We start from the raw sequence: 25,467 nt of genomic DNA, 5'->3' as shown, positions 1-25,467 counted from the left end.
ATCCCGCACCGCCACCGCGTTGAACTTCGTGTGCAGCACCTTCGTGATCGCCGACGTCAACGTCGTCTTGCCGTGATCAATGTGCCCAATCGTCCCAATGTTCACGTGCGGCTTCGTCCGATCAAACTTCTGCTTGGCCATCCGGGGGCCTCCCTCGTCTCTACCGGTCGGTGATGATGGAGCCCATGTCCGGGATTGAACCGGAGACCTCGTCCTTACCAAGGACGCGCTCTGCCGACTGAGCTACATGGGCTTGAATGACGAACCTCGTGCCGTCGCGCCGGTCTATGGAGCGGGAAACGGGATTCGAACCCGCGACCCCCAGCTTGGAAGGCTGGCGCTCTACCGCTGAGCTATTCCCGCCCGTGCTCCCGATGCGCTCGATATCTCGCGTCGAATGGCGGCAAGTGGTGGGGAGAGGAGGATTTGAACCTCCGAAGGCGTTCGCCAGCAGATTTACAGTCTGCCCCCTTTGGCCACTTGGGTATCTCCCCGCCTCCCCTGACCGCAACGCTCTGATCGCCTGGTTGATGGTGTGGCTACTTTCGTGGGTCTCGTCGCGCTGGCCCGCGCGACCGGCCGGCGGTACTGGCGCTGGCGGGAGGATTTGAACCCCCGACCCACTGCTTACAAGGCAGTTGCTCTACCCCTGAGCTACGCCAGCAGTCGCAAAACTTCACTCTAGGTTTGAGGGCCCATCAAGTCAAGGGTTTTCTGTCAAGATTTTTCTCTCGGGCCCTCTGACGCACCACCTCGTAGCAGAGAACCGCGGCAGCGGCCGAGACGTTCAGCGACGCGAGACGTCCCCGCATGGGCAGGCTCACCAGGAGATCACAACTCTTGGCGACCAGGGGCCGCAGCCCCTCTCCCTCACCGCCCAGAACCAGGCAGACCGGGCCGGCCAGGTCGGTCTCCCAGGGGAGCCTCCCTCCGGCCGGGACGGCTCCGATCGTCCACACGCCTTCTTTTTTGAGTACTTCCAGTGCATGAACCAGGTTCGTCTCCCGGGCCACCGGAACCAGGCCGGCCGCGCCCACCGCCGATTTGGCCGCAGCACTGGTGAGACCGGCCGCATGGTGCTTGGGCACCACGACCCCATGCGCCCCGGTGGCCTCCGCGGTCCGGAGCACCGCCCCGAGGTTCCGAGGGTCCTGAACCTGGTCGAGCGCCAGGAAGAACGGGGCCTCCCCTCGAGCCGCCGGGATCTCCAGGATGTCGGCCAGCGCGGCGTAGCTGGCGCCCGCCACCCGGGCCACGACGCCCTGGTGGTGAGGGTCACCGGCCATGGCGCTCAACTGATCGCGCGTCCGGTAGGAGATCTTCACCCCCTGCCGCTTGGCCAGGCCCAAAAGCTCGTGTAGCGCCGGCCCCCGGCCCTCCGCCAGGATGGCGACCTCCTCCACGCGTCGGCCGCCGGCCCGGAGCAGCTCCAGGACCGGGTTCCGGCCGAAAAGGGGGCGAGGCTCGTCCTCGGACGCCAGGCGCGGACTGCCGCCTCGCGTGTCCTCGAATCGTTCGCGAGTCATGACGGGAGCTTCCAGATCGTTCCGTCGCGCGTGTCTTCCAGCACGACACCCAGGCGGGAGAGCTCTTCCCGCAGCCGGTCGGCCTCGCCGAAGTCGCGCTGCCGGCGGGCCTCCTGCCGAAGGTAGACGAGCGACTCGATGCGCGCCTTCACTTGCGGGTCCAGGCTGGCCGGCCGGCGGCCGGTCCCTTCCAGCAGCCCCAGCACCTGGGCCAGGACCACCAGCTCACCCACCCCGAGCAGGAACGCCCCCGCGCCGAGGGTGCCCTGGGCGACCTGTTCCCGCACGGTGTGGAGGACCCGGGCGAGGTCGAACAGGGCCCCCAGCGCCTGCGGCGTGTTGAAGTCGTCGTCCATCGCCGCCTCGAAACGCGCGCGATGGGCGGCGACCTGCTCGAACAGCCCGCCGTCGGGGCCCGGCGCCGGGGTTCCGCGCCCGGCGATACGCTCGGCCTCGTCCTTCAGCGAACGCAGCCGGGCGAGCGCGCGACCGGCCTCGGTGATGCGCTCGTCGGCGAACTCGAGCGGGTTCCGGTAGTGCGTGCCCAGCAGATACAGCCGCAGCGCCTCGGGATCGTGGCGGCGGACGAGCTCCTTGATGGTGAGCGTGTTGCCGAGCGACTTCGACATCTTCTCGTCGTCCAGGTTCACGAAGCCGTTGTGCATCCAGTATCGCGCGAACGGCTTGCCGGTGGCGGCCTCGGACTGCGCGATCTCGTTCTCGTGGTGCGGGAAGATCAGGTCCTCGCCGCCCCCGTGCACGTCGAGCGTCTCGCCGAGATACTGCATGGCCATCGCCGAGCACTCGATGTGCCAGCCGGGCCGGCCGTCGCCCCACGGGCTCTTCCACGACGGCTCGCCCGGCTTGGTGGCCTTCCAGAGGGCGAAATCCACGGGGTCGCGCTTGCGCTCGTCGACCTCGACCCGCGCGCCCGCCCGCAAATCCTCCAGGTTCTTCCCCGAGAGCTTGCCGTAGCCGGGGAAGCGCCGCACCTCGAAGTAGACGTCGCCGTCCACCGGGTAGGCGACGCCTTGCCGGATCAGCCGCTCGATCAGGGCGATCATCTGCGGGATGTGCTCGGTGGCCTTGGGCTCCACGTCGGGCGGCAGCACGCCGAGGGAGGCCATGTCGGTCCGGTACTCGGCGATGTAGCGCTCCGAGACGTCGCGGGCCGCGACGCCCTCCTGGCTGGCGCGCCGGATGATCTTGTCATCGATATCGGTGAAGTTCTTGACGAACTTGACCGCGTGCCCGCGGTGGCGCAGATAGCGCCGGATCACGTCGAAGACGATCGCGCTGCGGCCGTGGCCGATGTGGCTCACGTCGTAGACCGTCACCCCGCAGACGTATACCCCCAGCTCGCCGCCCCGCCGCGGGACCAGGTCCTCCTTGCGCCGACTCTGCGTGTTGAACGCGCGGGTGGTCATCGGGCCTCCACGCTCACCACCGCCATCGCGGCGATGCCCTCGCCGCGCCCGAGCAGGCCCAGGTGCTCCGGACTCTTGGCCTTCACGCTCACCTGCTCCACGCCCAGGCTCATCGCGGTCGCGATCTGCCGGGCCATCTCGGGCAGATGGGCGGCCAGGCGTGGGGCCTGGCAGATCACCGTCGCATCCACATTGATCACGCGCGCTCCCTTGCTGGAGATCAGCTCCATCACCGCCCGCAGCAGGCCGAGGCTCGAGGCTCCTTTGTAGCGCGGATCGGTGTCGGGGAACAGCCGCCCGAGATCGCCGAGCGCGAGCGAGCCCAGCAGGGCCTCGCAGACCGCGTGAGTGAGCACGTCCGCGTCCGAGTGGCCGCCCAGCCCACGCTCGGACGGCACCGTCACGCCACCGAGCACGAGGGGCCGCCCGTCGACCAGCGGGTGCAGGTCGAAGCCGAGCCCGGACCGGACCGCGGTCATGCCCGGCGGCGGGGCCTGGCCCAGCCGCGGGCCGTCCGGAGATCCTCCCGTGTCGTGATCTTGAGGTTCTGCTCGAGCCCCGGCACCATCGCCACCGTCGTCCCGAGCCGCTCCACCAGCATCGCGTCATCGGTCCCCGCGAAACCGTCCCGCCGCGCCTTTTCGTGGGCCTCCCAGAGTAGCGCACGGGTAAAGACCTGCGGCGTCTGCGTGGTCCACAGCCCGTCGCGGTCGATGGTCGCCTCGACGGCGCCGGCGCGCACGCGCTTGACCGTCTCACGCACCGGCATGCCGCAGGTGGCCGCCCCGCCGGCGGCCGCCGTCCGCACGCGCGCCACGAGGCCGCCGGCGATGAACGGCCGCACCCCGTCGTGGACCACGACCCAGCGCGCGCGCTCGGGCACCCGCTGCAGCGCCCGCCACACCGACTCCTGCCGGTCCGCGCCGCCGGCCACCACATCGAGGATCTTCGGCACCCGCTGCCGGGCGAGGAGCCGGCGCGTCGCCGCCACGTGGGCCTCGGGCACCGCCACCACGATGCCGGCCAGGCCCGGCGTGCGCGCGAGGGCGCGCAGCGTGGCCACCAGGATCGGCGCCCGTCCGAGGCGGAGGTATTGCTTGGGCCGAGGGGAACCCATGCGGGAGCCGACGCCTCCCGCGGGGACGATGGCGTAGGTCACCGCGCGACCTGCTCCTCGTCGCGCTGGCGGGCGAAGATCATCCGGCCGGCCGCGGTCTGGTAGATGGTGGTCACCGTCACGTCGACGGTCTGGCCGATGAGCCGCTTGCCGTGCTCGACCACTACCATGGTGCCGTCGTCGAGGTAGGCGACGCCCTGGTTGGACTCCTTGCCTTCCTTGACGATGTGCACGTGCAGCGGCTCGCCGGGCAACACCACCGGCTTCAACGCGTTGGCCAGCTCGTTGATGTTGAGCACCGACACGCCCGACAGCTCGGCGACCCGATTCAGGTTGTAGTCGTTGGTGACGATCTTGCCGCCGGTGGCCCGGGCCAGCTCGATCAGCTTCCGGTCCACCTCCCGCACCTGCGGGAAATCCACCTCGTCGATGCGGACGGTCACGCGCGGCACGCGCTGCAGCCGCTGCAGCACGTCGAACCCGCGCTTGCCGCGGTTGCGCTTGAGCGCGTCGGCGGAGTCGGCGATCTGCTGCAGCTCGCGCAGCACGAACTGCGGCACCAGCAGGGTGCCGGCCAGGAACCCGGTCTGGCAGACGTCCACGATGCGCCCGTCGATGATCACGGAGGTGTCGAGGATCTTGTCGCCCTCCTGGCGCACCGCGGTCTTCGGGAAGAGCTTGACCGACATGTCCTCGAGCTCGTCCCGCTTGTGCAGCGTCACCGTCGCGCCCAGATAGCCGAGCAGCAACGCGAAGAGTCCGCGGCCGAGGGCGCCCGCGCCCGGCACCACCGCCTCCAGCGCGGTGCCGAGGCCCAGGCCGAGGACGATGCCGAGCATGGCGCCGATGGCGCCCCAGAAGAGCCGGTCCACCGGGACGCGACGGGCCTGCCACTCGAGCAGCACCACCAGCACACCGGCCAGGAAGCCGGCGCCGGCCAGGAAGAGGTTGCTGGGCGCGTGCAGCCCCAGCCCGTGCGCCAGCGCGAAGCCGGCCGCGGTGGCGGCCGTCAACACCAGCACCCGCACGATCAGAATGCCGATTCGCATGCAGCCCTCACGGCCCCAGTAGGACTTTCACCGCCTCGTCGACCGTGCCCACACCCTGGACGTCCAGCGGCTGGCCGGCCACGCTCCCGAGCGTGCTCTGCGGCACCACCGCGGCGGTGAAGCCCAGCGCCGCGGCCTCCTTGAGCCGCGTCTCGAGGCCGGTCACCGCCCGTACTTCCCCGGCCAGCCCCACCTCGCCGAGCACGACCAGATCACCGCGGAGCGGCCGGTCCAGATAGCTGGACGCCGCGGCCAGCACCAGGCCCAGGTCCGCGGCCGGCTCCAACGCCTTCGCGCCTCCGGCAACGTTGACGAAGGCGTCCTGCGACTGCAGCGGGAAGCCCACCCGCTTCTCCAGCACAGCCAGCAGCAAGCATACGCGATTGTAGTCGGCGCCAAGCACAGTACGGCGGGGGGTTCCGAACCCGGCCGGGGTCACCAGGGCCTGGATCTCGACCAGCAGGGGGCGGGTCCCTTCGAGGCTGGCCACGACCACCGAGCCGGCGGCGTCCTTGGGACGCTCCGCCAGGAAGAAGCCCGAGGGGTTGGCGACCTCGGTCAGGCCCCGGTGCCCCATCTCGAAGACCCCGATCTCGTTGGTGGATCCGAACCGGTTCTTCACCGCGCGGAGCACCCGGTAAGCATGGTGCTGCTCGCCCTCGAAGTAGAGCACGGTATCCACCAGGTGCTCGAGCACCCGGGGTCCCGCGATAGCTCCCTCCTTGGTCACGTGTCCGACCAGGAAGGTGGCGATGCCCCGGCCCTTGGCCAGGGCCATGAGCCGGGCGCCGCACTCGCGGACCTGGCTCACGCTACCGGGCGCCGACTCGAGGCCGGGCATGTAGACCGTCTGGATCGAATCGACGATCAGCACCTTCGGATTCAGCGTGGCGACGTGGGCCTCGACGGCCTGGAGATCGGTCTCCGCGACGAAGTAGAGGCCGGCCGGCGGCGCCCCGAGCCGGTCGGCGCGAAGCTTCACCTGCCCCGCGGATTCCTCGCCGGACACGTACAGCACGGGGCCGGCCCGGCCGGCCAGGGCGCCGCTGACCTGGAGGAGCAGGGTCGACTTGCCGATGCCCGGGTCGCCGCCGATCAGCACCAGCGATCCCGTGACCACGCCCCCGCCCAGCACCCGATCGAGCTCCGCCATGCCGCTCGAGGTCCGGTGGCCGTCGCCGTCCACGCGGATGTCCCCGAGCGGCAGGGGCCGGGTGGACGTCACGCCGGGGCGCGCGCTGCCCCGGGCGGGCGCCGGGCGCTCCTCGACCAGCTGCACGTACGTGCCCACCCGCGCGCAATCCGGACACGTGCCCGGCTTGGGCGCGGCGAGGCCGCACTCCTGGCAGCGATAGACCGACCGCTCGCGCGCCATCAGCGGCCGCTCGCCCCGGATCCGGCCTGGCTGCCCGACTCGATCGTCGACCGGATGAGCGACCGGAGGAGATAGCTGCGCCGGGCGCCTTCGAGGAACTGCACGAGGTTCTCGTATACCGTCGGATCCTCGAGCAGCGCGCCCACCGTGCCCTCGCCCGCCTTGAGTCGCTCCGTGACCGCGCGCAGATTCGCCATCGCGACGCGGAAGTCGGCGGTGGCGTCGCCGAGGGCCCCGGCCTGACCGTCGGCGCCGTCGCGGGTGAGCTGACCGAGGAGCCCCTGCCCCTGGGCCACCCGCTCCGAGACGTCCCGGAAGTTGTGCGCCACCGCGCGCAGGTCGTCCGCCACCGCCTTGTACTGCGGGTCGTAGAGCAGCGCGGAGATCAGGTTGTCGCGGGACTCGAGCTTGGCGGCGCCGCGGCTCAGCGCGTCCATCGCGGCCAGCAGCGCGCGCACCGATTTGCCGCTCTCCGGCGAGAGCATCACGCCGACCGCGTTGTCGCCCTGCTCGGCACGTGCCAGCAGCGCCTGAGTCCGCACGAGGAGCGCGTTGAGTCGGCCGAGCGCTTCCGGCTCGCCGTAGACCAGGGTGTGGACGAATCCCTTGCCGGTCTCGACCTGCTTGGCGATGCGATCGACCCGCTCCGCGGTGCCCTTGAGGCTCGCGGCCAGCTCCCGGACCGTCTGCAAGGTCTCGATGCCCGTCTTGAACATCTGCTGCATCTCGAACGATTCCTTCGAGGCCAGCATGTCGCCCGCCTGCAGCGGGGGCGCCGAGGGCGAGCCGAGGGAGATCTCGATGATCTTGTCGCCCAGCAGGCCCTGGGTGGCGATGTGGACCTCGGAGTCGCGGCGGATGCGGTCGGAGTACCGGCGGGCCACCGTGAGCGTCACCCGCACCTTGCCGCCGGGCTCGGGGGGCAGCACGACGCCGGTCACCCGCCCGATCTGCACGCCGGCCAGGCGAACCGTGGCGCCTTCCATGAGCCCACCCACCTCGGTGAACTCGGCGATGAGGTCGTACTTGCGCTCGAAGTAGCGCGCCTGCGCGCCCAGCAGATAGATGATGGCCACGAAGACGAGCAGGCCGGCCAGGATGAAGGCGCCGATCCGGATCTGCAGCGCGAACTGCCGCCCGTCGGCCACGGCCCTAGATCTCGCGCAGCTCGCCGGTCAGGAAGCGCCGGACGTCCGGATCGGGGGAGCGATGGATCTCGGCGGGGGTGCCCATGTCGGCGAACCGCCCGTGGAGCAGGATCGCCATCTGGTCGGCCACGAGCTCCGCGAACTCCACGTCGTGGGTGACCACGATCGCGGTGTCGCACACCCCGGTGCGCAGCTGCGCGATCAGCTGGGCCACCAGCCGCGCGTTCGTCGGATCGAGCCCCGCGGTGGGCTCGTCGAAGAACACCACCTCCGGCTCCATCACGAGGGCTCGCGCGATGCCCACCCGCTTGCGCATGCCGCCGCTCAGCTCGGCGGGCAGGAGGTCGTCGGTGTCGGGCAGGCCGACCAGCGAGAGGAAGTGGTGCACGCGATCGGTGATCTCGCCCAGCGACATCCGGGTGTGCTCGCGGAGCGCGTAGGCCACGTTCTCGAAGACGGACAGCGAGTCGAAGAGCGCGGCACCCTGGAACACGAAGCCGGTGCGCCGGCGCAGCGACAGCATCGACTCCTCGCGCATCCGATCGGTGCGGGTGCCGAAGAGGCGCACCTCGCCGCTGTCCGGGCGGACGAGCCCCGCCGCGATCCGGAGCAGGACGGTCTTGCCGGTGCCACTGCCCCCCATCACGGCCAGGATCGTGCCCTTGTTCAGGCCGAGGCTCACGCCGCGCAGGACGTGGTTCTGCCCGAACGACTTGTGGATGTCGCGCAGCTCGACGAGAGGCGAGGCGACGGCCATCGCGGCGCTCACCAGAACATGATGAGGAACAGCTTGGTGATGAAGAAGTCCGATACGATCACCCCCATGGCCACCTGCACCACGGTGGCGGTGGTGGAGCGGCCGAGCCCCTCGGTGCCGCCCTCGGTGGCGAGCCCGTTGTAGCAGCCGATCAAGGTGACCAGCGCGCCGAAGACCACGCTCTTGCCGACGCCGGTCAGGAAGTCCTTCAGCACCACCCAGTAGGAGATGGTGTTCCAGTACAGATACGAGTCGACGTTGCGGTCGTACACGGCAATCAGCATACCTCCGAGGAGCCCCATGCCGTCGGCCAGGATCGTGACGAGGGGGAAGACGAGGAGCGCGGCCATGAGCCGCGGCACGATCAGCTTCTTGATGTAGTTCACCCCGAGGGCGCGGAGGGCGTCGATCTGCTCGGTGACCTTCATCGAGCCCAGCTCGGCGGTGATGCCGGAGGCGACCTTGCCGCCCACCAGGATGGCGGTGAGCACCGGCCCCAGCTCGCGAAGGATCGACAGCGCCACCACCGGGCCCACGTAGTTCTCCGCCCCGAAGCGGGCCATGTTCACCGCGGTCTGCAGGGCCAGCACCATGCCGGTGAAGAGCGCGGCGGTGAGGGCGACGGTCAGCGACCGCACCCCGATGATGTCGATCTCGCGCGCCACCGCCCAGAAATAGGACGGCGGCAGCGCGAGGTTGCGCGCGACCCGGACGGTGAGCAGCCCGAGCCCGCCGTACCAGATCGCGGTTTCGCGGAGATGGGTTCTGAGATCCTTCTCCATCATCGGCCCGGCTCCCGCGAGAAGCTCTCGACCAACGCGCGGAACGCGGGCCGGCCGGCCTCGAAGGCGCCGGTGGGCGCCACGTACAGGAAGTCGTGCACGCACGGGTCGGCCCGCATCACCATGGCTTCCACCGTCACGTCTCGGCCCTCGGCCATCCCTCGCACCACCGAATGGGCGGCCTCGCGTCCGCCCACGCTGGTCGTCCCCTGCTCGATCACGTCGCGCTTCGTGAGCCCGAAGGTCAGGTGCCGCGCCAGCACGTCGAGCGGGCGCGCGGTCTCGCGCCCGCCGCAGGTGGCGTCGACCAGCATGCCGCCCGAGCTGGCCGCCCCCTGCAGGGCCAGATCCGCGCGCGGGCCCGGCTCCACCGTCCAGCCGCTCGCCGGCAGCGTCACCCGATAGCCCTTGGCCGAGTGGTACACCCCGTTCTCGACGCGCCCGGTCGCCGTCGCGCAGGCGGTGGCGACGATGGACACCGCAATCAGGAGAAGCCGCCGTGACCCCTTGCTCATCTGCGGCGGCCTCGACATGGCCCCCGCACTCCCCCAGCTCCGCTGACGCCGATGGACGGTCACTTGCTCCCGGCGTGGCGGCGCGCGAGCTCGCGGAACACCCGGCGCAGTGGGATGCCCCGGGCGGTGAGCAACACCATGGTGTGGAACCAGAGGTCGGCGATCTCGGAGACGACGCGCTCGTCGCCCTCGCCGCCGAGCGCCGCGGTGACCACCTCGGTCGCCTCCTCACCGATCTTCCGGCAGATCTGCGGCTCGCCCTTGCCGAGCAGGGCCGCCACGTACGATCCGGGCGGCGGGGCGACCTTGCGGGACTCGAGCACGCGCTCGACCACCTCCAGCACGGCCGGTCCCGCGCCTTCCGTCGAGACCGGCGCGGCCTCGCCTTCGTCGAGGCGGGTGAAGAAGCAGCTGCGCGCTCCGGTATGGCAGGCCACACCGTCCTGGTGCACCTGCACCAGCAGCGTGTCGCGATCGCAGTCCGCGTAGATGCCATCGACGTGCTGCGTGTGGCCGGACGTCTCGCCCTTGCGCCAGAGGCTCTGGCGCGAGCGGGACCAGAAGTGGGTCGCGCCGGTCCGCCGCGTGGCGTCGAGCGACTCACGATTCATCCACGCCACCATGAGCACCTGGCCGGTCTCGGTGTCCTGCACCACCGTCGGGATCAGCCCCTGCGCGTCCCAGCGAAGCTCGTCGAGCACGCTCACGGCCCGATCCTCACCGGCACGCCCCGCTCGGCCAGGTAGCGCTTGGCCTCAGGGACCGTGTGCTGGCCGAAGTGGAACAGCGAGGCCACCAGGACCGCGTCGGCGCGGCCCTCGACGGCGCCCTCGCGCAGATGCTCGAGCCGCCCGACGCCCCCCGAGGCGATGACCGGCACCGACACCGCGTCCGACACCGCGCGGGTCAGGGCCAGATCGTAGCCGTCGCCGGTACCGTCGCGGTCCATGCTGGTGAGCAGGATCTCCCCCGCGCCCAGACGCTCGACCTCTCGGGCCCACGCCACCGCGTCCCGCCCGGTCGGTCGGCGGCCCCCGTGAGTGTAGACCTCCCAGGCGCCGGCCCCGCGGGATTTGGCGTCGATGGCGACCACGATGCACTGGCTGCCGAACGCGCGGGCCGCTTCCGAGACCAGGGTCGGGCGCTCCACCGCGGCGGTGTTCAGCGACACCTTGTCGGCGCCGGCGCGCAGGAGGGTGCGGATGTCGTCGAGCGAGCGGATCCCGCCGCCCACCGTGAGCGGCATGTAGATGCCCTCCGCGGTGCGACGCACCACGTCGAGCATGGTGGCGCGGCCCTCGTGCGACGCGGTGATGTCGAGGAACACCAGCTCGTCGGCGCCCTGCGCGTCGTAGGCCAGCGCCGCCGCGACCGGATCGCCCGCGTCGCGCAGCGCCACGAACTGCACGCCCTTCACCACCCGGCCGTCCTTCACGTCGAGGCAGGGAATGAGCCGCTTGCAGAGCATGACGGCTACCGGATCTCGGCGACCGCGGCGGCCAGGTCCACCGCTCCGCTGTAGAGCGCGCGGCCCACGATCACGCCGGCCAGGCCGGGGACGGTGGCGAGCCGGCGGATGTCGTCGAGCGATCCGACGCCGCCGGAGGCGAGCACCGGGATGCCGGCGGCCCGAGCCACCGCCTCGGTGCTCCAGAGATTGGGCCCGCCCTGCGTACCGTCGCGCGCGATGTCGGTATAGATGATGCCGGCCGCGCCGGCCGCGGCCGCGTCGCGGGCCAGGGCCATCGCGTCGAGATCGAGCACGCGGGTCCAGCCGTCCACCGCCACCCGGCCCTCGGAAGCGTCGATGCCGATCATGAGCCGCTCGCCGAATCGCTCGCACACCTCGCCGAGAAAGCCGGGGTCCAGCGCCGCGCGCGTGCCCACGATGGCCCAGCGGGCGCCCGCCTCCAGCAGCGCCTCGACGTGCGCCAGCTCGCGGAGGCCGCCGCCCACCTCGACCGGGATCGACACCGCGCGAATCATCGCGCGGACCAGGTCGGTCTGGGCCGGCCCGCCCGCGAAGGCGCCGTCGAGATCCACCACGTGGAGCCGGCGGGCGCCCGAAGCCTCCCAGCGCCGGGCCATCGCCACCGGATCGTCGGAGAAGACGGTCTCGGCGTCGGCGCGCCCCTGCATGAGCCTCACGCAGCGCCCCGCCTTCAGATCGACCGCCGGCACGATCTCGAACATGGCCCGCGACGATGGTCAGCGGCGCTCACGCACGAACGCGGCGAAGTTCTCGAGCAGCCGGATGCCCCAGCGCTGGCTCTTCTCCGGGTGGAACTGGGTGGCGAAGAGCGGCCCGCGGCCGACCGCGGCCGGGAACGTGAGCCCGTAGGTGCACGACGCCACTCGCAGCGAGTCGTCGGCGGTCTCCGGATAGTAGGAGTGCACGAAGTAGAAGTGCGCCCCGCTCGGAATGCCATCGAAGAGCCGGAGGTCGCCGCGGTGCTCGACCTGGTTCCAGCCCATGTGCGGCACCTTGAGAGTGCCGGGGAACCGTCGCACCGCCCCCGGGATCACGTCGAGCCCCTTGCCCTGCCCGAACTCCTCGCTCTCGGTGAACAGCAGCTGGTAGCCGAGACAGATGCCGAGGAACGGCCGGGCGCTGTCGAAGCAGGCGCGCAGCGACGCGATCAGGCCGAGCGCCTGCAGATTGCCCATCGCGTCGTGGAAGGCGCCGTCGCCGGGCAGGACGACCGCCTCGGCCCGGTCCACCACCGCGGGGTCCTGGGTCACCACCGCCGGCATTCCGACGCGGGTGAACGCCTTCTCCACGCTGCCGAGATTGCCGCGCCCGTAGTCGACGACGGCGATCATGCGGTTGCCGCTCCACTCACAGGCTGCCCTTCGTGGAGAGAACGCCCGCGATTCGCGGATTCAGGCGGGTGGCCTCGGCGAGGGCGCGGCCGGCCGCCTTGAAGGTGGCCTCCGCGATGTGGTGCAGGTTCTCGCCGTAGTGCATGTTCAGGTGCAGGGTGATCTCCGCGTTGACCGCGAGCGCGCGGAAGAAATCCTTCAGCAGATCGAGATCGAAGTTCGCGATCCGCGTCCGCTGCAGCGGCACGTTGAAGACGAGGTACGGCCGGCCCGAGATGTCCACCGCGGCGTGCAGCAGTGCTTCGTCCATGGGCAGGAACGAGGCCCCGTAGCGGACGATGCCCTTCTTGTCGCCCACCGCCTCGCGCAGGGCTCGGCCCAGGCAGATACCCACGTCCTCCACCGTGTGGTGGAGGTCCACGTCGAGGTCGCCCTTGGCGTCGACGTGCAGATCCATCAGCGCGTGTCTGGACCAGGCCTCCAGCATGTGGTTGAAGAATGGGATGCCCGTCTCGACCTTGGACGCGCCAGTGCCGTCCAGGTTGAGCGTCAGCACGATCTGCGTCTCCCTGGTGTTGCGCTCGATCCGGCTCTGCCGCGGCGTCGCCGGCTCCGTTCCCCGCTCCGCGCTCATCGATCGTCTCCCGGGCGGGCGATGCGCACCGCCGCCGCCGCCCCGTGTCCGTCCAGGCCCTCCACGCGGGACAGCTCGGCCACGTGCGGCCCCGCCTCCGCCAGCCCTTCCCGTGAATACTCGATCACGCTCAGCCGGGTCACGAAGTCCTCGGTGGACAGCGCCGACGAGAAGCGCGCGGTGCCTCCGGTGGGCAGCACGTGGTTCGGCCCGGCCACGTAGTCGCCCACCACCTCGGGGGTGTGGCGCCCCAGGAAGACGGCGCCCGCGTGCCGGACGCGCTCGAGCAGCCCCTCGGGATCGCGCACCTGCAGCTCCAGGTGCTCGGGGGCGAGGCGGTTGGCCACGTCCACTGCCTCCTCGAGGCTCGCGGTCAGCACGAGCGCGCCGTGGCTGCCGAGCGCGGCCCCCGCGATCTCGCGCCGGGGCAGCGCGTCCAGCCGGCGCGAGAGCGCGGACGCCACCCGGTCCCGCAGCGCTCGCGACGGGGTGAGCAGCACCGCGCGGGCGATCGGATCGTGCTCGGCCTGGGCCAGCAGGTCGGCGGCCACGAAGTCGGCGTCGGCGGTGTCGTCGGCGACGACCAGCACCTCGCTGGGCCCGGCCAGCATGTCGATGCCGACGCTGCCGAAGACGTGCGCCTTGGCGAGGGTCACGTAGATGTTGCCGGGCCCCACGATCTTGTCCACCCGCCGGATGGTCTCGGTCCCGTAGGCCAGCGCGGCGACCGCCTGCGCGCCGCCAACCCGGTAGGCCTCGGTCACGCCCGCGATGCGGGCTGCGGCCAGCACCGCCGGGTTCAGCGAGCCGTCCCGGCCCGGCGGCGAGACCAGCACGATCTCGCGCACCCCGGCCACCCGCGCCGGCACCCCCGTCATCAGCACCGTGGACGGATAGGCGGCGCGCCCGCCCGGGACGTAGACCGCCACGCGATCGAGCGGGCGCACCTCCTGGCCGAGCCGCGAGCCGTTGTCATCCTTCATGCGCCACGAGCGGGGCGCGCACTCGCGGTGGAAGCGCTCGATGCGGTCGGCCGCGTAGCGCAGGGATCGCAGGGTGTCGGGGCCGACCGCCCGCTCGGCCGCCGCGAACTCCTCGGCCCGCACCGGCAGGTCGGTCGCGCTCAACGCCACCCGGTCGAACCGCTCGGTCAGCTCGAGGAGCGCGGCGTCGCCTCGATCGCGGACCGCGCCCACGATCCCGGCCACGCGGGTGGCGATCTCCGGATCCACCGCGCCGGGCGGACGCTCCAGCGCGCGGACGATGCCGGCCACGCCCTCGGTCGCGGTCTCGAGCCGGCGAATCATTCTCGCGTCCGCTCCGCCCGGCCCGATACCGCCTGCCGCATGGCGGTGATGAGCTGGCTGACGTGGGAATGGGCGGTCTTGAGCGACGCGCGATTGACGATGAGCCGCGCGGTCGAGGTCAGGATCTCGGCCACCTCCACCAGCCCGTTGGCCCGCAGGGTCTCGCCCGACTGCACCAGGTCCACGATGCGCTCGGCCAGCCCGACCAGCGGGGCCAGCTCGATGGAGCCGTCGAGCCTGACCATCTCGACCTGGATCCCGCGCTCGGAGAAATAGCTCTCGGTGAGCCGCGGATACTTGGTGGCCACCCGCACCCAGGACCAGCGCGCCGGATCGTCCCGCTCCCACAGCTCGCGCGGCTCGGCCACCACCAGACGGCAGAACCCGAAGCCCAGATCGACCGGCTCGTAGACGTCCGGCTGCTGCTCGAGCAGGATGTCCTTGCCCACGATGCCGAGGTCGGCGGCCCCGTACTCCACGTAGGTCGGGATGTCGGCCGGCTTGAGCAGGATGAAGCGCAGGCCCGCCTGCTCGTCGGTGAGCAGGAGGCGCCGTGAGGCGGGCTCGATGCCGCGAATGCCCATGCCGGCCAGCCGCGCGAGCGCGGGATCGAGCAGACGGCCCTTGGGCAGCGCGAGGGTGAGCATCAGCGCACTCGCTCGATCGCCGCGCCGAGCGAGCGCAGCTTGACCTCGAGCCGCTCGTAGCCACGGTCCAGATGATAGACGCGGGAGACCTCGGTCCGGCCGCGCGCGGCCAGCCCGGCCAGCACCAGCGAGGCCGACGCGCGCAGATCCGTGGCCATCACCGGCGCGCCGTGGTAGTACCGCTGCCCGCGGACGACCGCGGTGGACCCGTCGGCCTCGATGCGCGCGCCCATGCGACACAGCTCGGCCGCGTGCATGAACCGGTTCTCGAAGATCGTCTCCGAGATCTTGCTGATCCCGTCGGCCAGCCCCAGCATCGCCATGAACTGCGCCTGCATGTCGGTGGGGAAGCCGGGGAACGGGCTCGTGATCAGGTCGGCCGCGCGCGGCCGCGCCGGGCCCTGGCAGCGGATACGGTCGCCGGCGACGGTGACCGCGGCGCCGCACTCCTCGAGCTTGGACAGCACCGCCGACAGGTGCCGCGGCTCCGCCCCGGTGATGGTCACGTCGCCGCCGGTGATGGCCGCGCCCACCAGCAGCGTTCCCGCTTCGATGCGGTCCGGGATCACCCGATGACGGGCCCCCCCCAGCTCGGTCACGCCTTCGATCTCGATGCGCTCGGTGCCCGCGCCGTCGATGCGCGCGCCCATCGCGGAGAGCAGCCGCGCGAGGTCGGTCACCTCGGGCTCGCGCGCCGCATTCTCGATGACGGTGGTGCCCTCGGCGAGGGCCGCCGCCATCATGAGGTTCTCGGTCCCGGTCACCGTGACCAGGTCCGTGGTGATGCGCGCGCCCTTGAGGCGGCTGGCCCGCGCCTCCACGTAGCCGTTGCGGATGAAGACCTCCGCGCCCAGCTTCTGAAAGCCCTTCAGGTGCTGGTCGATGGGCCGCACCCCGATGGCGCAGCCGCCCGGCAGGGCCACCTTGGCCAGCCCGGTGCGCGCGAGCAACGGACCGAGCACGAGGACGGATGCGCGCATGGTGGACACCAGCTCGTACGGCGCCTCGTTGCTGGTGACCGCGGACACCTGCACCCGCGTGCCGCCGTCGGCGTCCGTCGAGATCACGCCGCCCAGCCCCTCCAGCAGCGAGCGCGTGGTGGTCACGTCGGCCAGCGCGGGCACGTTCTCCAGCACCACCGGCTGGGCGGTCAGCAGCGCGGCGCAGAGGTCGGGCAGGGCCGCGTTCTTGGCCGCGCTCACCGCGACCTCGCCCCGCAGCGGGGCGCCGCCGTCGATGACGAGCCGGGTTGCCATCAGCAGCCCTCCCGCCTCGCCGCGCCGGAGGCGCAGGTCGAGAGGACGGGCGCGCCGGGCGCCCAGCGTCCGCCGATGTAACGCTCGACGCCGCTGAGATCGCGGCGCGCGCGGATCCCCGCGAAGCCCTCCGCGGCCATCAGCGAGGCGACCGGCCCGGCCTGGTCGTCGCCGATCTCCATCAGCAGCCAGCCGCCCGGCTTCAGCACCGGCGGGGCGCCGGTAACGATCCGGCGGATGATCGCCAGGCCGTCGGGTCCGCCGTCGAGCGCGGCTCGCGGCTCGTGGCGCGAGACCTCGGGCGGCAGCGACGGCAGCACCGCGCTCGGCAGATAGGGCGGATTGGCGACCACCAGGTCCAGGCTCGCCGCGATCGATCCGAGCGGCGCGAAGAGATCGCCGGCGAGCAGGTGGACCCGCGAGGACAGGCCGAGCTGCCGCACGTTCCGCGAGGCCACCGCGAGCGCGCCCGCCGAGACCTCCACCGCGAGCACCTCGGCCCGCGGCAGCGCGTGCGCGAGCGCGCAGGCGATGGCGCCGCTGCCCGTGCCGAGGTCCGCCGCGACCGGCTGCACGAGTCCGCCGAGCACCTCGATCGCCCACGCCACGAGTCCTTCGGTCTCCGGGCGCGGCACCAGCACGTCGGGCGTGACCGCGAGCCGGACCCCGTGAAAATCCTCCCAGCCGAGCAGGTACTGCAGCGGTTCCCGCCGCGCGCGCCGGTCGAGCAGGCCCAGATAGCGGGAGACGGTCGGCGTGGCCAGCCGCCGCGCCGGATCGAGATGCAGGGCGGCGCGATCCATCTCGAGCAGCGCGGCGAGCAGCCATTCCGCCTCCGCCCGCGCCGTCTCGAGCCCGGACGCCTCGAGGATCGCGGTCCCGCGCCGGAGCAGCGCGGTCACGCTCCGCTCGGTGGCCAGGTCGATCACGGCACGCTCTCCGCCAGCTTCTGGCTCTGATCGCGCTCGCGGAGGGCGTCGATCAGCTCGTCGAGGTCGCCCTCCAGCACCGCGGGCAGCCGGTGCAGCGTGACGTTGATGCGGTGATCGGTCACGCGCCCCTGCGGGAAGTTGTAGGTGCGGATGCGCTCGCTGCGCTCGCCGGTACCGACCTGACTGCGGCGGTCCGCCGCGATGGCGGCGGCCTGCTCCTCCTGCGCGCGCTCGAGCAGGCGGGCCTTGAGCACCCGCAGGGCCTTCGCGCGGTTCTTGATCTGCGAGCGCTCGTCCTGGCAGGTGACGACCAGGCCGGTGGGCAGATGGGTGAGCCGCACCGCGGAATCGGTGGTGTTGACGCCCTGGCCGCCCGGACCGGAAGCGCGGTAGACGTCGACCTGGATGTCCTTCTCGTCCACCTTGACGTCGACGTCCTCGGCCTCGGGCAGTACCGCCACCGTCACGGTGGAGGTGTGGATGCGCCCGCTCGACTCGGTGGCGGGCACCCGCTGGACGCGATGCACCCCGCGCTCGAACTTGAGCCGGCTCCAGGCCCCGCGGCCCTGCAGCAGCGCGACGACCTCCTTGAGGCCGCCGACCCCGGTGGGATGGCTGTCCATCACTTCCCACTTCCAGCGCTTCTGCTCCGCGTACTTGGTGTACATGCGGAACAGCTCCGCCGCGAAGAGCCCGGCCTCGTCGCCGCCTGCGCCGGCCCGGATCTCGAGGAAGACGTTCTTGTCGTCGTTGGGATCGCGGGGAATCAGCAGCGCGCGGAGATCCTCCTCGAGCGCGCCCTGCCGCGCGGTCAGCTCGTCGACCTCGGCCTGGGCCAGCTCGCGCATCTCGCGGTCGGCGTCCTCGGCGACGATGTGGCGCGCTTCCGAGATGCGGGCGAGCACCCCCTTGTACTCCTCGAACTTGGCCACCGTCTCGGCCAGCTCGGAGGCGGCCTTGGCGGTGCGCGCGTAGACCGCGGGCTGTCCGATCACCTGCGGATCGGAGAGCGAGCGGTTCAGCTCGCCGTAGCGTTCCTCGATCTGTCGGAGCTTGTCGAACATGCGGGCGCCTCAGGCTTGGACACTCGGGAGGCGGCGTCGCCGCGGCGAGGGACGACCGGAATCCGGATGCTGCCGGGTCTGCGGCTCGGTGCGCGGCGCGGCGCCGAGCCGGGCCCTACCCCTCTGCGGTCCCCTTCCTCTTGTACTTCCGCTGGAAGCGCTCGACGCGCCCGGCGGTGTCCAGGAACTTCTGCTTCCCGGTGAAGAAGGGATGACACTTGGAGCAGACCTCCACCCGGATCGACGGCACGGTGGAGCGGGTGTGGATGACCTCTCCGCAGTTGCAGGTGATCGTGGTGTCAATGTAGTCCGGATGAATGCCAGCCTTCACGGCGCACCTCCTCAATGGGCCTCACAGCATAGCAGGGGGAGGGGAGAAACGCAAAAACCGCTACTTGGCGGGGGGTGGTCCGGTCCCGCCGGCCGGCCGGGCTAGGCCAGCTGGTTCATCTGGTTCAGGAAGTCCTTGTTGGACTTGGTCATCTTGAGCTTGTCGAGCAGCAGCTCCATGGCCTCGACGGGGTTGAGCTGGGACAGGGCCTTCCGGAGCAGCCACACTTTTTGAAGCTCGTCCTTCTCCAGCAGCAGTTCTTCCTTACGGGTCCCCGTTTGCTCGATGTTGATCGTCGGGAAGATGCGCTTGTCCATCAGGCGGCGGTCGAGGTGGACCTCCATGTTGCCGGTGCCCTTGAACTCCTCGAAGATCACGTCGTCCATCCGGGAGCCGGTGTCGATGAGGGCGGTGGCCATGATGGTGAGCGAGCCGCCCTCCTCCACGTTGCGGGCCGCCGCGAAGAAGCGGCGGGGCCGCTGCAGCGCGTTGGCGTCGAGGCCACCCGAGAGCACCTTGCCGGAGGACGGGATGACCGCGTTGTGGGCCCGCGCGAAGCGGGTGATCGAGTCGAGCAGGATCACGACGTCTCTCTTGTGCTCCACCAGTCGCTTGGCCTTCTCGATCACCATGTCCGCGACCTGCACGTGCCGCTGCGGGGGCTCGTCGAAGGTTGAGGAGATGACCTCGCCCTTCACCGAGCGCTGCATGTCGGTGACCTCTTCCGGCCGCTCGTCGATCAGCAGCACGATCAGGTACACCTCGGGATGGTTCTTGGCGATCGCGTTGGCGAGGTTCTGCAACAGCACGGTCTTGCCGGTGCGGGGCGCGGCCACGATGAGCCCGCGCTGCCCCTTGCCGATCGGACAGAGCAGATCCATCGCCCGGGTCGTCAAGTTGTCCGAGTCGTGCTCGAGGCGGATCCGCTCCATCGGGTAGAGCGGCGTGAGGTTGTCGAAGAGCGTCTTGTCGCGCGCCTGCTCCGGCGTCTCGAAGTTGATCGCCTCGACCTTCAGGAGAGCGAAGTAGCGCTCGCTGTCCTTCGGGGGACGGACCTGGCCGGAGATGGTATCGCCGGTGCGCAGATCGAAGCGGCGGATCTGCGACGGGGAGACGTAGATGTCGTCGGGGCCGGGCAGGTAGTTGTAGTCGGGCGCGCGCAGGAAGCCGAAGCCGTCCGGCAGCACCTCGAGCACGCCCTCCGCGAAGATGAGCCCGTCGCGCTCGGCCTGACCCTGCAGGATCTTGAAGATCAGCTCCTGCTTGCGCAGGCCGCTGGTGCCCTGCACCCCCAGCTCCTTCGCGACGTTGTTCAGGTCCGCGATGGTCTTGTCCTTGAGCTCGGACAAATTCATCCGCTTTCCTCCTGCACCGACCGCGCCGCTCACTTCGGGGGCGCTGGCTTGCTCGGGAGCGACAGGAGACTTCGGCGAAGGCCGCTTCGGACTACGCTCTGAGGAAGAGATGGTCGTCTCCGGCGGGTTGCGTGTGTACGGGTCTACTCTGTAAGTCTGTAAGGAGGTTGGTTACCGCGTTACGCGAAACACTGTCCCACACGGTTTCCTCGGCTGTCAACTTCAATTTCCGCGCGATTACAGGCGGACGTCGATGATCGCGCGCTCTCTGATCTCGGCCAGCCATTCCTTCAGCCGGACGTCGTACTTTTGGCGATAGAGGATCTCGCGCACCTGCCCGCGCACCTGGGCCAGGGCCTCGCCGGTCAGCGTCTCCCGCGAGTCCAGCCGAAAGATGTGATAGCCCACCTGCGAGCGGAACGGAGTCGACGCCTCGCCCGGCGTCAGACGCAGGATCGCTTCCTCGATGTCGGGGGCCAGCTCGCCCTTCTTGAGCGGGCCCAGGCTGCCGCCGTCCTTGGCCGAGGGATCGTCGGAGTATTTCTTGGCCAGCTCCGCAAAGTCCTGGCCTTCCAGGAGATATCCGTAGACCTCCTCGGCCCGCTTGCGCGATTCGAGCCATCCCTCTTCGCCCTTGGCCGGATCCGGCTGGAAGAGGATGTGCCGGGCCGAGAAGGTGAGGCCGGTCTCCAGCTTCTCCCGGTTCTCGGACAGGTACTTGTCGATCTCCTGCTCGGTGACCGAGATGCGCAGGGCGACTTTCCGACGGATGACGCGTTGAACCATCAGCTGCTCGCGCATCCGCTTCTTCACCGCCTCCAGCGTGAGGCCCTGGCTCTTCATCACCTGGTCGAACTGCTTCTCGTCGGTGACCTTGAGCTTCTTCATGACGTCGGCGATGTTCTCGGCGACCTCCGAGTCCTCGACCACCACCTTCTCCCGCTCGGCCTGCTGCAGCTGGATGCGGTTCTCGATCAGGTTCTCCAGCAGCCGCCCCCGCAGCACCTTGCGGGCCTCGCCCTCCTGCATCTTCTCGCGGGTCTCGGCCAGGTAGTAGAGCTCGGCCTCGTCCAGCTCGTACATCGTGATCGCGTCGTTGTTCACGACACAGATCACGCGATCGAGCAGGTCGCTGGAATCCGTCCCGTTGGCGATCGGATCCCGCGCGCTGAGCAGCGGCGCCGAGGTGGACGCGGGCGGCGTGGGGGCCTCCGCGGGCGGCTCGCTCTTGCCGATCAGGGGCATCCAGCTCGGGAGGGACGAGCAGCCGGAGAAGAGGAGGAGGAGCAGGAGGGAGAGCAGCGGTGCGACCGCGCGACGGCCCCTCACCGGAGCGAATCCAGCAGCTTCGCGAGAGCGTCCCGCACCGCGGGCCAGGGCTCGGCAGGAATCCGCGCGTCCACCGTGTACTCCCTTCTCAACGCGAGGGCACCGCGGCTCGCCGCGATGGTCTTGAGCACCCGCTCCGGCGTCACCTGCGTCGACGCCGCGAAGGTCAGCACCGCCCGCCCCCCGCCCGCTTCGATCCGCTCCACTCCGAGCGCCCGCGCGGTCACCCGGAGACCCACCACGTCGAGCAGCGCCTCCACCGATTCCGGCAGGGGGCCGAAGCGATCCGCCAGCTCCGCGCGCGCGTCGGTGATCTCCTCGGTCCGTTCGATCTCGGCCAGTCGCTTGTAGAGCGCCAGTCGCTGGTTCACCTCGGGGACGTACGCTTCGGGTAGGAGCGCTTCCACGTCCACCGAGATCACCGGCTCGACGCGCTCGGCTGCTGGTTCGCCTCTCAATTCTCGCACGGCCTCGGCGAGAAGCTTGCTGTAAAGATCGAACCCCACCGCCGCGATGTGCCCGTGCTGGGCGGCCCCCAGCAGGTTCCCGGCCCCCCGGATCTCCAGGTCTCGCATGGCCAGCCGCAACCCCGCCCCCAGCTCGGTCATCTCCTCGATCACCCGCAATCGCTTCTGGGCCGTCTCGTCCACCCGCCCGTCCGCCGGCACCAGGAGGTAGGCGTAGGCCTGCTGCCGCTCGCGTCCCACCCGCCCCCGCAGCTGGTAGAGCTGAGCCAGGCCGAAGCGGTCGGCCCGGTTGATGATGATGGTGTTGGAGGCGGGGATGTCCAGCCCGGACTCCACGATGGCAGTGGAGACTAGCACATCGGCCTGTCCGTCCACGAACTTGACCATCACGCTCTCCAGCTCGCGCTCGGCCATCTGGCCGTGCCCCATCACCACCCGCGCCTCCGGCACCAGGCTCTGGATGAAGGTGGTCATGGAGGCGAGCGACTGGATGCGGTTGTGCACGAAGAACACCTGGCCGCCCCGGTTCAGCTCGCGCTCGATGGCCTCCTTGATGACCGTGCGGCTGAAGGCGGTGACGACGGTCTCCACCGGGAGGCGGTCCAGCGGCGGCGTCTCGATGATCGAGAGGTCGCGCACGCCCGACAGGGCCATGTGCAGCGTGCGGGGAATGGGCGTCGCGGTCAGGGTGAGCACGTCCACCGCGGTGCGCAGCTGCTTGATGCGCTCCTTGTGGGTGACGCCGAAGCGATGCTCCTCGTCCACCACCAGCAGTCCCAGGTTCTTGAACTGCACGTCCTTGGAGAGCAGCCGGTGCGTGCCGACGACCACATCCACCGCGCCGGTGGCGAGGCCGGCCACCACCGCCTTCTGCTCCTTCGGGCTGCGGAAGCGCGAGAGCAGCTCGACCTTGGCCGGGAACGGGGCGAAGCGCTCGAGGAAGGTGTTGTAGTGCTGCTGGGCCAGCACGGTGGTGGGGACCAGCACCGCGACCTGCCGGCCGTCGGCCACCGCCTTGAACGCGGCCCGCAGCGCCACCTCGGTCTTGCCGTAGCCGACGTCGCCGGCCACCAGCCGGTCCATCGGACGCGCGCCCACCATGTCGCCCTTGACCTCCTCGATGGCGCGCATCTGGTCCGGCGTCTCCTCGAAGCGGAACGAGGCCTCGAACTCGCCCTGCCAGGGCGTGTCGTCGGAGAAGCGCGGGCGCTCCGCGACCGAGCGGCTCGCGTAGAGCTTCAGGAGCGCGTCCGCCATCTCGCGCAGGGCCGCGCGCACCGACTCCTTCACCCGCTGCCACGCCCCGCCGCCCAGGCGGTCGAGCCGCGCCGCGCCGTCGGGCGCGCCCATGTACTTGGAGATCAGATCCAGCCGCTCCACCGGCAGGTAGAGGCGGCCCCCGTCGGCGTATTCCAGGAGCAGGAAGTCGGCGCTGTGGCCCTCGGTGGTGAGCGTGCGCAGGCCGTGGTAGCGGCCGATGCCGTGCTGCTCATGGACCACCAGATCGTTCGGGGCCAGGTCGTTGAAGGTGGCGATGGCGGCCCCGCGCTGGAAGAGGGGCCGGCGCAGGCGCCGCCGCTGCGCTCCGAAGATCTCCTCCTCGCAGAGCACGATCAGGCCGAGGGCGGGGACCTGGAAGCCCGCGGAGCACTCGCCCACCAGCACCCCGAGCCCTTCCGGGCTCCACAGGGTGGCCTGGGGCCACGCCTCGAGATCGTGCTCGCCGAGCATCTGCCGGAGCCGCTCGCTCTGGCGGTCGTCGTCGACGACCAGGCGCACCGTGAAGCCCTCGCCGCGCCACGCGCGGATCTCGGCGGCGAGCGTCTTGAACTGGCCGCGGAAGCCGCCCACCGAGCGGGTGCCCATCGTGATACGCGGCCCGGCGCCGTCGCTCCGCTGCAGCAGCGGCAGCTCGAGCCGCTGGTAGCGGCCGAGCAGGGCGCCGAGCGGCGCGGCCGAGGGCGCGTCGTCCGGCGGGGCCTCGAGCATCGCGGGATCCTCGAGCACCACCAGGGTCCCGGCCGGCAGGTAGTCCATCAACGTGACCGTCGCGGCGTCCTTCGTGCCGAGCGGCAGCACGGTCAGATCGGTCAGCGTCCCGGTCGAGCGCTGGGTGGTGGGATCGAAGAGGCGGAGCGACTCCACCTCGTCGCCGAAGAACTCGGCGCGCACCGGCCGCTCGTGGGTGGGCGAGAAGATGTCCACGATGCCGCCGCGGAGGCTCCACTGCCCGACCTCCATCACCGTCTCCGCCCGCTCGTAGCCCGCGGCCTCCAGCAGCTCGATCAGGATCTCCCGATCGCTGCCCTCGCCCACCGTGAGGGTGAACGTCCGGCGCTTGAAGCCGTCGGGCGGGGGGACGGCAATCGACAGCGCCGACGGCGTCGTCACGATGGCCACCGCGTCGCCCTCGAGGAGCCGCCGGCAGCAGAGCGCGCGCTCGGCGTCGGGCTCGCGATGCTGGTGCCCGCGCCACGAGGCGCCGGTGCCCGACGGGAACTCGAGCACGTGCCCCTCGCCCACCGCATCCGCGCGGCCGCCGGAGAGCGTGGAGAGAAAGAACCTGGTGTCCTGCGCCATCCGATGACGCGGTGATGGGCCGGGGGTGAGCACGAGCACCGGGCGACCGGTGCGCTGCAGGAGGCCGGCGATGGCCAGCGCCCGCGACGAGCCCCACAAGCCATCGGCGCGCAGGCAGGGTACTCCCCGGGACAGGGCCGCCAGGACCTCTTCGAACGCGGCCCAGCGGGTCAGCGCCGACTCGGCAGACACGATCATCACGTGCGAGGACCTTTCACAGGTACCATCGGCGGAGCGCGGCGTCAAACTCCCAGAGCGGCACGAAGCCCGAAGCGGGGCGGCGCCCGCGTCAGCGGGAGCCCTGGGCCAGATAGAAGGACAGCGTCTCCAGCTCGATGGCCAGGTCCACGTTCTTCAGGCGGACGTCCTTGCCCGCCTTGATGCGGCCCGGCGCAAAATTGAGGATGGTCTTGATCCCGGCCGCCACCAGCTTCTCGGTGACCGCCTGCGCCGACTCCCCCGGCACCGCCACGATGGCGATCTGAAGATTCCGCGCCTTCGCCTCGCGGGGCAGGTCCTCCATCGGCTGGATCTTCACGCTGTCCACCGCCTTGCCCCACTTGGCCGGATCCTCGTCGAAGATCGTGGAGATCCGGAAGCCTTGCCGCGCGAAGCCCTTGTAGTGGAAGAGGGCGGAGCCCAGATTGCCGAAGCCGACCAGCGCCACCTGCCACTCCCGGTCGAGCCCCAGGATGCGCTGCAGCTCGGCCTTGAGCCCGGAGACGTAGTAGCCGATGCCGCGCACGCCGAACTCTCCGAAGTAGGCGAGGTCCTTCCGCACCTGGGCCGAGTTGAGGCTGAAGCGCTCGGCGAGCTCCTGCGAAGAGATCGTCTTCACCCCGTCCTCCTCGAGCTGCTGGAGGCTGCGGGTGTAGACGGACAGGCGGCGCACCGTCATCTCCGGAATCCGGGGGATCTTGAACGGTGACCTTCGCGCCATGTTCTATTCGGGCGCTCCCCGCGCCCCACGGGTCAGCGGTCGAGTCTCCCCTCGCTGCGCCGCCCGTGTGCCGTCCCGGGGCGTGGCCCCGGGACGGTTGCCTTCG

The 25,467-nt window shown here is 70.7% G+C and carries 26 protein-coding genes and 4 tRNA genes; all 30 read right to left on the bottom strand.

The genetic code is table 11. From position 1 onward, the window contains the following. The coding region (locus tag VKN16_26695) for a GTP-binding protein (GenBank protein HME97808.1) at positions 1–141 on the bottom strand (141 nt) is incomplete at its 3' end. Between the two features lie 36 nt (positions 142–177). Next, positions 178–253: transfer RNA gene (locus tag VKN16_26690), tRNA-Thr, on the bottom strand. Between the two features lie 35 nt (positions 254–288). Then, a tRNA-Gly gene (locus VKN16_26685) sits at positions 289–363 on the bottom strand. A 45-nt stretch (positions 364–408) separates the two neighbouring features. Continuing rightward, positions 409–494, bottom strand: a tRNA-Tyr gene (locus VKN16_26680). 95 nt (positions 495–589) lie between these two features. Continuing rightward, positions 590–664: transfer RNA gene (locus tag VKN16_26675), tRNA-Thr, on the bottom strand. Positions 665–698: 34 nt separating this feature from the next. Beyond that, a complete protein-coding gene (rlmB, locus tag VKN16_26670) occupies positions 699–1,481 on the bottom strand; it encodes a 23S rRNA (guanosine(2251)-2'-O)-methyltransferase RlmB (protein HME97807.1) in 783 nt (260 codons plus the stop codon). Positions 1,482–1,522: 41 nt separating this feature from the next. Continuing rightward, positions 1,523–2,953 carry a cysteine--tRNA ligase gene (gene cysS / locus VKN16_26665; GenBank protein HME97806.1) on the bottom strand — a complete coding sequence of 477 codons (1,431 nt, stop codon included), beginning with the start codon at positions 2,951–2,953 and terminating at the stop codon, positions 1,523–1,525. Beyond that, positions 2,950–3,432 (bottom strand): 2-C-methyl-D-erythritol 2,4-cyclodiphosphate synthase, encoded by a 483-nt coding sequence (gene ispF, locus VKN16_26660; protein HME97805.1) that lies wholly within the window; start codon positions 3,430–3,432, stop codon positions 2,950–2,952. Before ispF ends, cysS begins: the two co-directional genes overlap by 4 nt. Next, positions 3,429–4,112, bottom strand: a complete 684-nt coding sequence (gene ispD, locus VKN16_26655; protein ID HME97804.1) for a 2-C-methyl-D-erythritol 4-phosphate cytidylyltransferase — start codon at positions 4,110–4,112, stop codon at positions 3,429–3,431. The genes ispF and ispD overlap by 4 nt, the downstream gene beginning before the upstream one ends. Continuing rightward, a complete protein-coding gene (locus tag VKN16_26650; GenBank protein HME97803.1) occupies positions 4,109–5,119 on the bottom strand; it encodes a PIN domain-containing protein in 1,011 nt (336 codons plus the stop codon). Before VKN16_26650 ends, ispD begins: the two co-directional genes overlap by 4 nt. Before the next feature lie 7 nt (positions 5,120–5,126). Then, positions 5,127–6,494 (bottom strand): DNA repair protein RadA, encoded by a 1,368-nt coding sequence (gene radA, locus VKN16_26645; GenBank protein ID HME97802.1) that lies wholly within the window; start codon positions 6,492–6,494, stop codon positions 5,127–5,129. Next, positions 6,494–7,642: an MlaD family protein gene (locus VKN16_26640; GenBank protein ID HME97801.1), complete on the bottom strand. Its 1,149-nt coding sequence runs from the start codon at positions 7,640–7,642 to the stop codon at positions 6,494–6,496. Before VKN16_26640 ends, radA begins: the two co-directional genes overlap by 1 nt. A 4-nt stretch (positions 7,643–7,646) precedes the next feature. After that, entirely contained in the window at positions 7,647–8,411 is a 765-nt protein-coding gene (locus tag VKN16_26635; GenBank protein ID HME97800.1) for an ATP-binding cassette domain-containing protein, read from the bottom strand. Continuing rightward, positions 8,408–9,184 carry an ABC transporter permease gene (locus tag VKN16_26630; GenBank protein ID HME97799.1) on the bottom strand — a complete coding sequence of 259 codons (777 nt, stop codon included), beginning with the start codon at positions 9,182–9,184 and terminating at the stop codon, positions 8,408–8,410. Before VKN16_26630 ends, VKN16_26635 begins: the two co-directional genes overlap by 4 nt. Beyond that, positions 9,181–9,696 (bottom strand): hypothetical protein, encoded by a 516-nt coding sequence (locus VKN16_26625; protein HME97798.1) that lies wholly within the window; start codon positions 9,694–9,696, stop codon positions 9,181–9,183. Before VKN16_26625 ends, VKN16_26630 begins: the two co-directional genes overlap by 4 nt. Positions 9,697–9,755: 59 nt before the next feature. Continuing rightward, complete coding sequence (gene hisIE / locus VKN16_26620) at positions 9,756–10,403, bottom strand: bifunctional phosphoribosyl-AMP cyclohydrolase/phosphoribosyl-ATP diphosphatase HisIE (protein ID HME97797.1); 648 nt, start codon at positions 10,401–10,403, stop codon at positions 9,756–9,758. Then, a complete protein-coding gene (gene hisF, locus VKN16_26615) occupies positions 10,400–11,164 on the bottom strand; it encodes an imidazole glycerol phosphate synthase subunit HisF (GenBank protein HME97796.1) in 765 nt (254 codons plus the stop codon). Before hisF ends, hisIE begins: the two co-directional genes overlap by 4 nt. Positions 11,165–11,169: 5 nt before the next feature. Further along, positions 11,170–11,889 carry a 1-(5-phosphoribosyl)-5-[(5-phosphoribosylamino)methylideneamino]imidazole-4-carboxamide isomerase gene (gene hisA / locus VKN16_26610; protein ID HME97795.1) on the bottom strand — a complete coding sequence of 240 codons (720 nt, stop codon included), beginning with the start codon at positions 11,887–11,889 and terminating at the stop codon, positions 11,170–11,172. A 15-nt stretch (positions 11,890–11,904) separates the two neighbouring features. Continuing rightward, positions 11,905–12,519 carry an imidazole glycerol phosphate synthase subunit HisH gene (hisH, locus tag VKN16_26605; protein ID HME97794.1) on the bottom strand — a complete coding sequence of 205 codons (615 nt, stop codon included), beginning with the start codon at positions 12,517–12,519 and terminating at the stop codon, positions 11,905–11,907. 16 nt (positions 12,520–12,535) lie between these two features. Continuing rightward, positions 12,536–13,153: an imidazoleglycerol-phosphate dehydratase HisB gene (gene hisB / locus VKN16_26600; GenBank protein HME97793.1), complete on the bottom strand. Its 618-nt coding sequence runs from the start codon at positions 13,151–13,153 to the stop codon at positions 12,536–12,538. Then, positions 13,150–14,460, bottom strand: a complete 1,311-nt coding sequence (gene hisD, locus VKN16_26595; protein ID HME97792.1) for a histidinol dehydrogenase — start codon at positions 14,458–14,460, stop codon at positions 13,150–13,152. Before hisD ends, hisB begins: the two co-directional genes overlap by 4 nt. Then, complete coding sequence (gene hisG, locus VKN16_26590; GenBank protein ID HME97791.1) at positions 14,457–15,107, bottom strand: ATP phosphoribosyltransferase; 651 nt, start codon at positions 15,105–15,107, stop codon at positions 14,457–14,459. Before hisG ends, hisD begins: the two co-directional genes overlap by 4 nt. After that, positions 15,107–16,363, bottom strand: coding sequence for a UDP-N-acetylglucosamine 1-carboxyvinyltransferase (murA, locus tag VKN16_26585; GenBank protein ID HME97790.1), 1,257 nt, complete (start codon positions 16,361–16,363; stop codon positions 15,107–15,109). Before murA ends, hisG begins: the two co-directional genes overlap by 1 nt. After that, the gene (gene prmC, locus VKN16_26580) at positions 16,363–17,292 is read right to left on the bottom strand and encodes a peptide chain release factor N(5)-glutamine methyltransferase (protein ID HME97789.1); all 930 of its coding nucleotides are present in this window, start codon (positions 17,290–17,292) and stop codon (positions 16,363–16,365) included. Before prmC ends, murA begins: the two co-directional genes overlap by 1 nt. Beyond that, on the bottom strand, positions 17,289–18,359 hold the full coding sequence (prfA, locus tag VKN16_26575; protein ID HME97788.1) for a peptide chain release factor 1: 1,071 nt from the start codon (positions 18,357–18,359) through the stop codon (positions 17,289–17,291). Before prfA ends, prmC begins: the two co-directional genes overlap by 4 nt. Positions 18,360–18,474: 115 nt before the next feature. Continuing rightward, positions 18,475–18,690: a 50S ribosomal protein L31 gene (gene rpmE, locus VKN16_26570; protein HME97787.1), complete on the bottom strand. Its 216-nt coding sequence runs from the start codon at positions 18,688–18,690 to the stop codon at positions 18,475–18,477. A 101-nt stretch (positions 18,691–18,791) separates the two neighbouring features. Beyond that, positions 18,792–20,045: a transcription termination factor Rho gene (rho, locus tag VKN16_26565; GenBank protein HME97786.1), complete on the bottom strand. Its 1,254-nt coding sequence runs from the start codon at positions 20,043–20,045 to the stop codon at positions 18,792–18,794. 237 nt (positions 20,046–20,282) lie between these two features. Further along, positions 20,283–21,374 carry a peptidylprolyl isomerase gene (locus VKN16_26560; GenBank protein ID HME97785.1) on the bottom strand — a complete coding sequence of 364 codons (1,092 nt, stop codon included), beginning with the start codon at positions 21,372–21,374 and terminating at the stop codon, positions 20,283–20,285. Further along, on the bottom strand, positions 21,371–24,613 hold the full coding sequence (gene mfd, locus VKN16_26555) for a transcription-repair coupling factor (protein HME97784.1): 3,243 nt from the start codon (positions 24,611–24,613) through the stop codon (positions 21,371–21,373). Before mfd ends, VKN16_26560 begins: the two co-directional genes overlap by 4 nt. Positions 24,614–24,710: 97 nt before the next feature. Beyond that, positions 24,711–25,361: a redox-sensing transcriptional repressor Rex gene (locus tag VKN16_26550; GenBank protein HME97783.1), complete on the bottom strand. Its 651-nt coding sequence runs from the start codon at positions 25,359–25,361 to the stop codon at positions 24,711–24,713. Positions 25,362–25,467: the final 106 nt, after the last annotated feature.

It is taken from the genome of Candidatus Methylomirabilota bacterium, assembly GCA_035315345.1.
In the GTDB taxonomy this organism is placed as follows: domain Bacteria; phylum Methylomirabilota; class Methylomirabilia; order Rokubacteriales; family CSP1-6; genus CAMLFJ01.
This window is presented reverse-complemented; position numbering and strand designations above follow the sequence as displayed.

What these genes read in the sequence shown, in the direction of transcription:
- hisB (HME97793.1), bottom strand. Translation starts at nt 13,153, where the DNA reads ATGAGCGCGGAGCGGGGAACGGAGCCGGCGACGCCGCGGCAGAGCCGG.
- hisF (HME97796.1), bottom strand. Translation starts at nt 11,164, where the DNA reads ATGCTCTGCAAGCGGCTCATTCCCTGCCTCGACGTGAAGGACGGCCGG.
- prfA (HME97788.1), bottom strand. Translation starts at nt 18,359, where the DNA reads ATGTTCGACAAGCTCCGACAGATCGAGGAACGCTACGGCGAGCTGAAC.
- VKN16_26550 (HME97783.1), bottom strand. Translation starts at nt 25,361, where the DNA reads ATGGCGCGAAGGTCACCGTTCAAGATCCCCCGGATTCCGGAGATGACG.
- ispF (HME97805.1), bottom strand. Translation starts at nt 3,432, where the DNA reads ATGACCGCGGTCCGGTCCGGGCTCGGCTTCGACCTGCACCCGCTGGTC.
- VKN16_26630 (HME97799.1), bottom strand. Translation starts at nt 9,184, where the DNA reads ATGATGGAGAAGGATCTCAGAACCCATCTCCGCGAAACCGCGATCTGG.
- VKN16_26625 (HME97798.1), bottom strand. Translation starts at nt 9,696, where the DNA reads ATGAGCAAGGGGTCACGGCGGCTTCTCCTGATTGCGGTGTCCATCGTC.
- hisD (HME97792.1), bottom strand. Translation starts at nt 14,460, where the DNA reads ATGATTCGCCGGCTCGAGACCGCGACCGAGGGCGTGGCCGGCATCGTC.
- murA (HME97790.1), bottom strand. Translation starts at nt 16,363, where the DNA reads ATGGCAACCCGGCTCGTCATCGACGGCGGCGCCCCGCTGCGGGGCGAG.
- cysS (HME97806.1), bottom strand. Translation starts at nt 2,953, where the DNA reads ATGACCACCCGCGCGTTCAACACGCAGAGTCGGCGCAAGGAGGACCTG.
- VKN16_26650 (HME97803.1), bottom strand. Translation starts at nt 5,119, where the DNA reads ATGCGAATCGGCATTCTGATCGTGCGGGTGCTGGTGTTGACGGCCGCC.
- rho (HME97786.1), bottom strand. Translation starts at nt 20,045, where the DNA reads ATGAATTTGTCCGAGCTCAAGGACAAGACCATCGCGGACCTGAACAAC.
- radA (HME97802.1), bottom strand. Translation starts at nt 6,494, where the DNA reads ATGGCGCGCGAGCGGTCGGTCTATCGCTGCCAGGAGTGCGGCCTCGCC.
- hisG (HME97791.1), bottom strand. Translation starts at nt 15,107, where the DNA reads ATGCTCACCCTCGCGCTGCCCAAGGGCCGTCTGCTCGATCCCGCGCTC.
- hisH (HME97794.1), bottom strand. Translation starts at nt 12,519, where the DNA reads ATGATCGCCGTCGTCGACTACGGGCGCGGCAATCTCGGCAGCGTGGAG.
- hisA (HME97795.1), bottom strand. Translation starts at nt 11,889, where the DNA reads ATGTTCGAGATCGTGCCGGCGGTCGATCTGAAGGCGGGGCGCTGCGTG.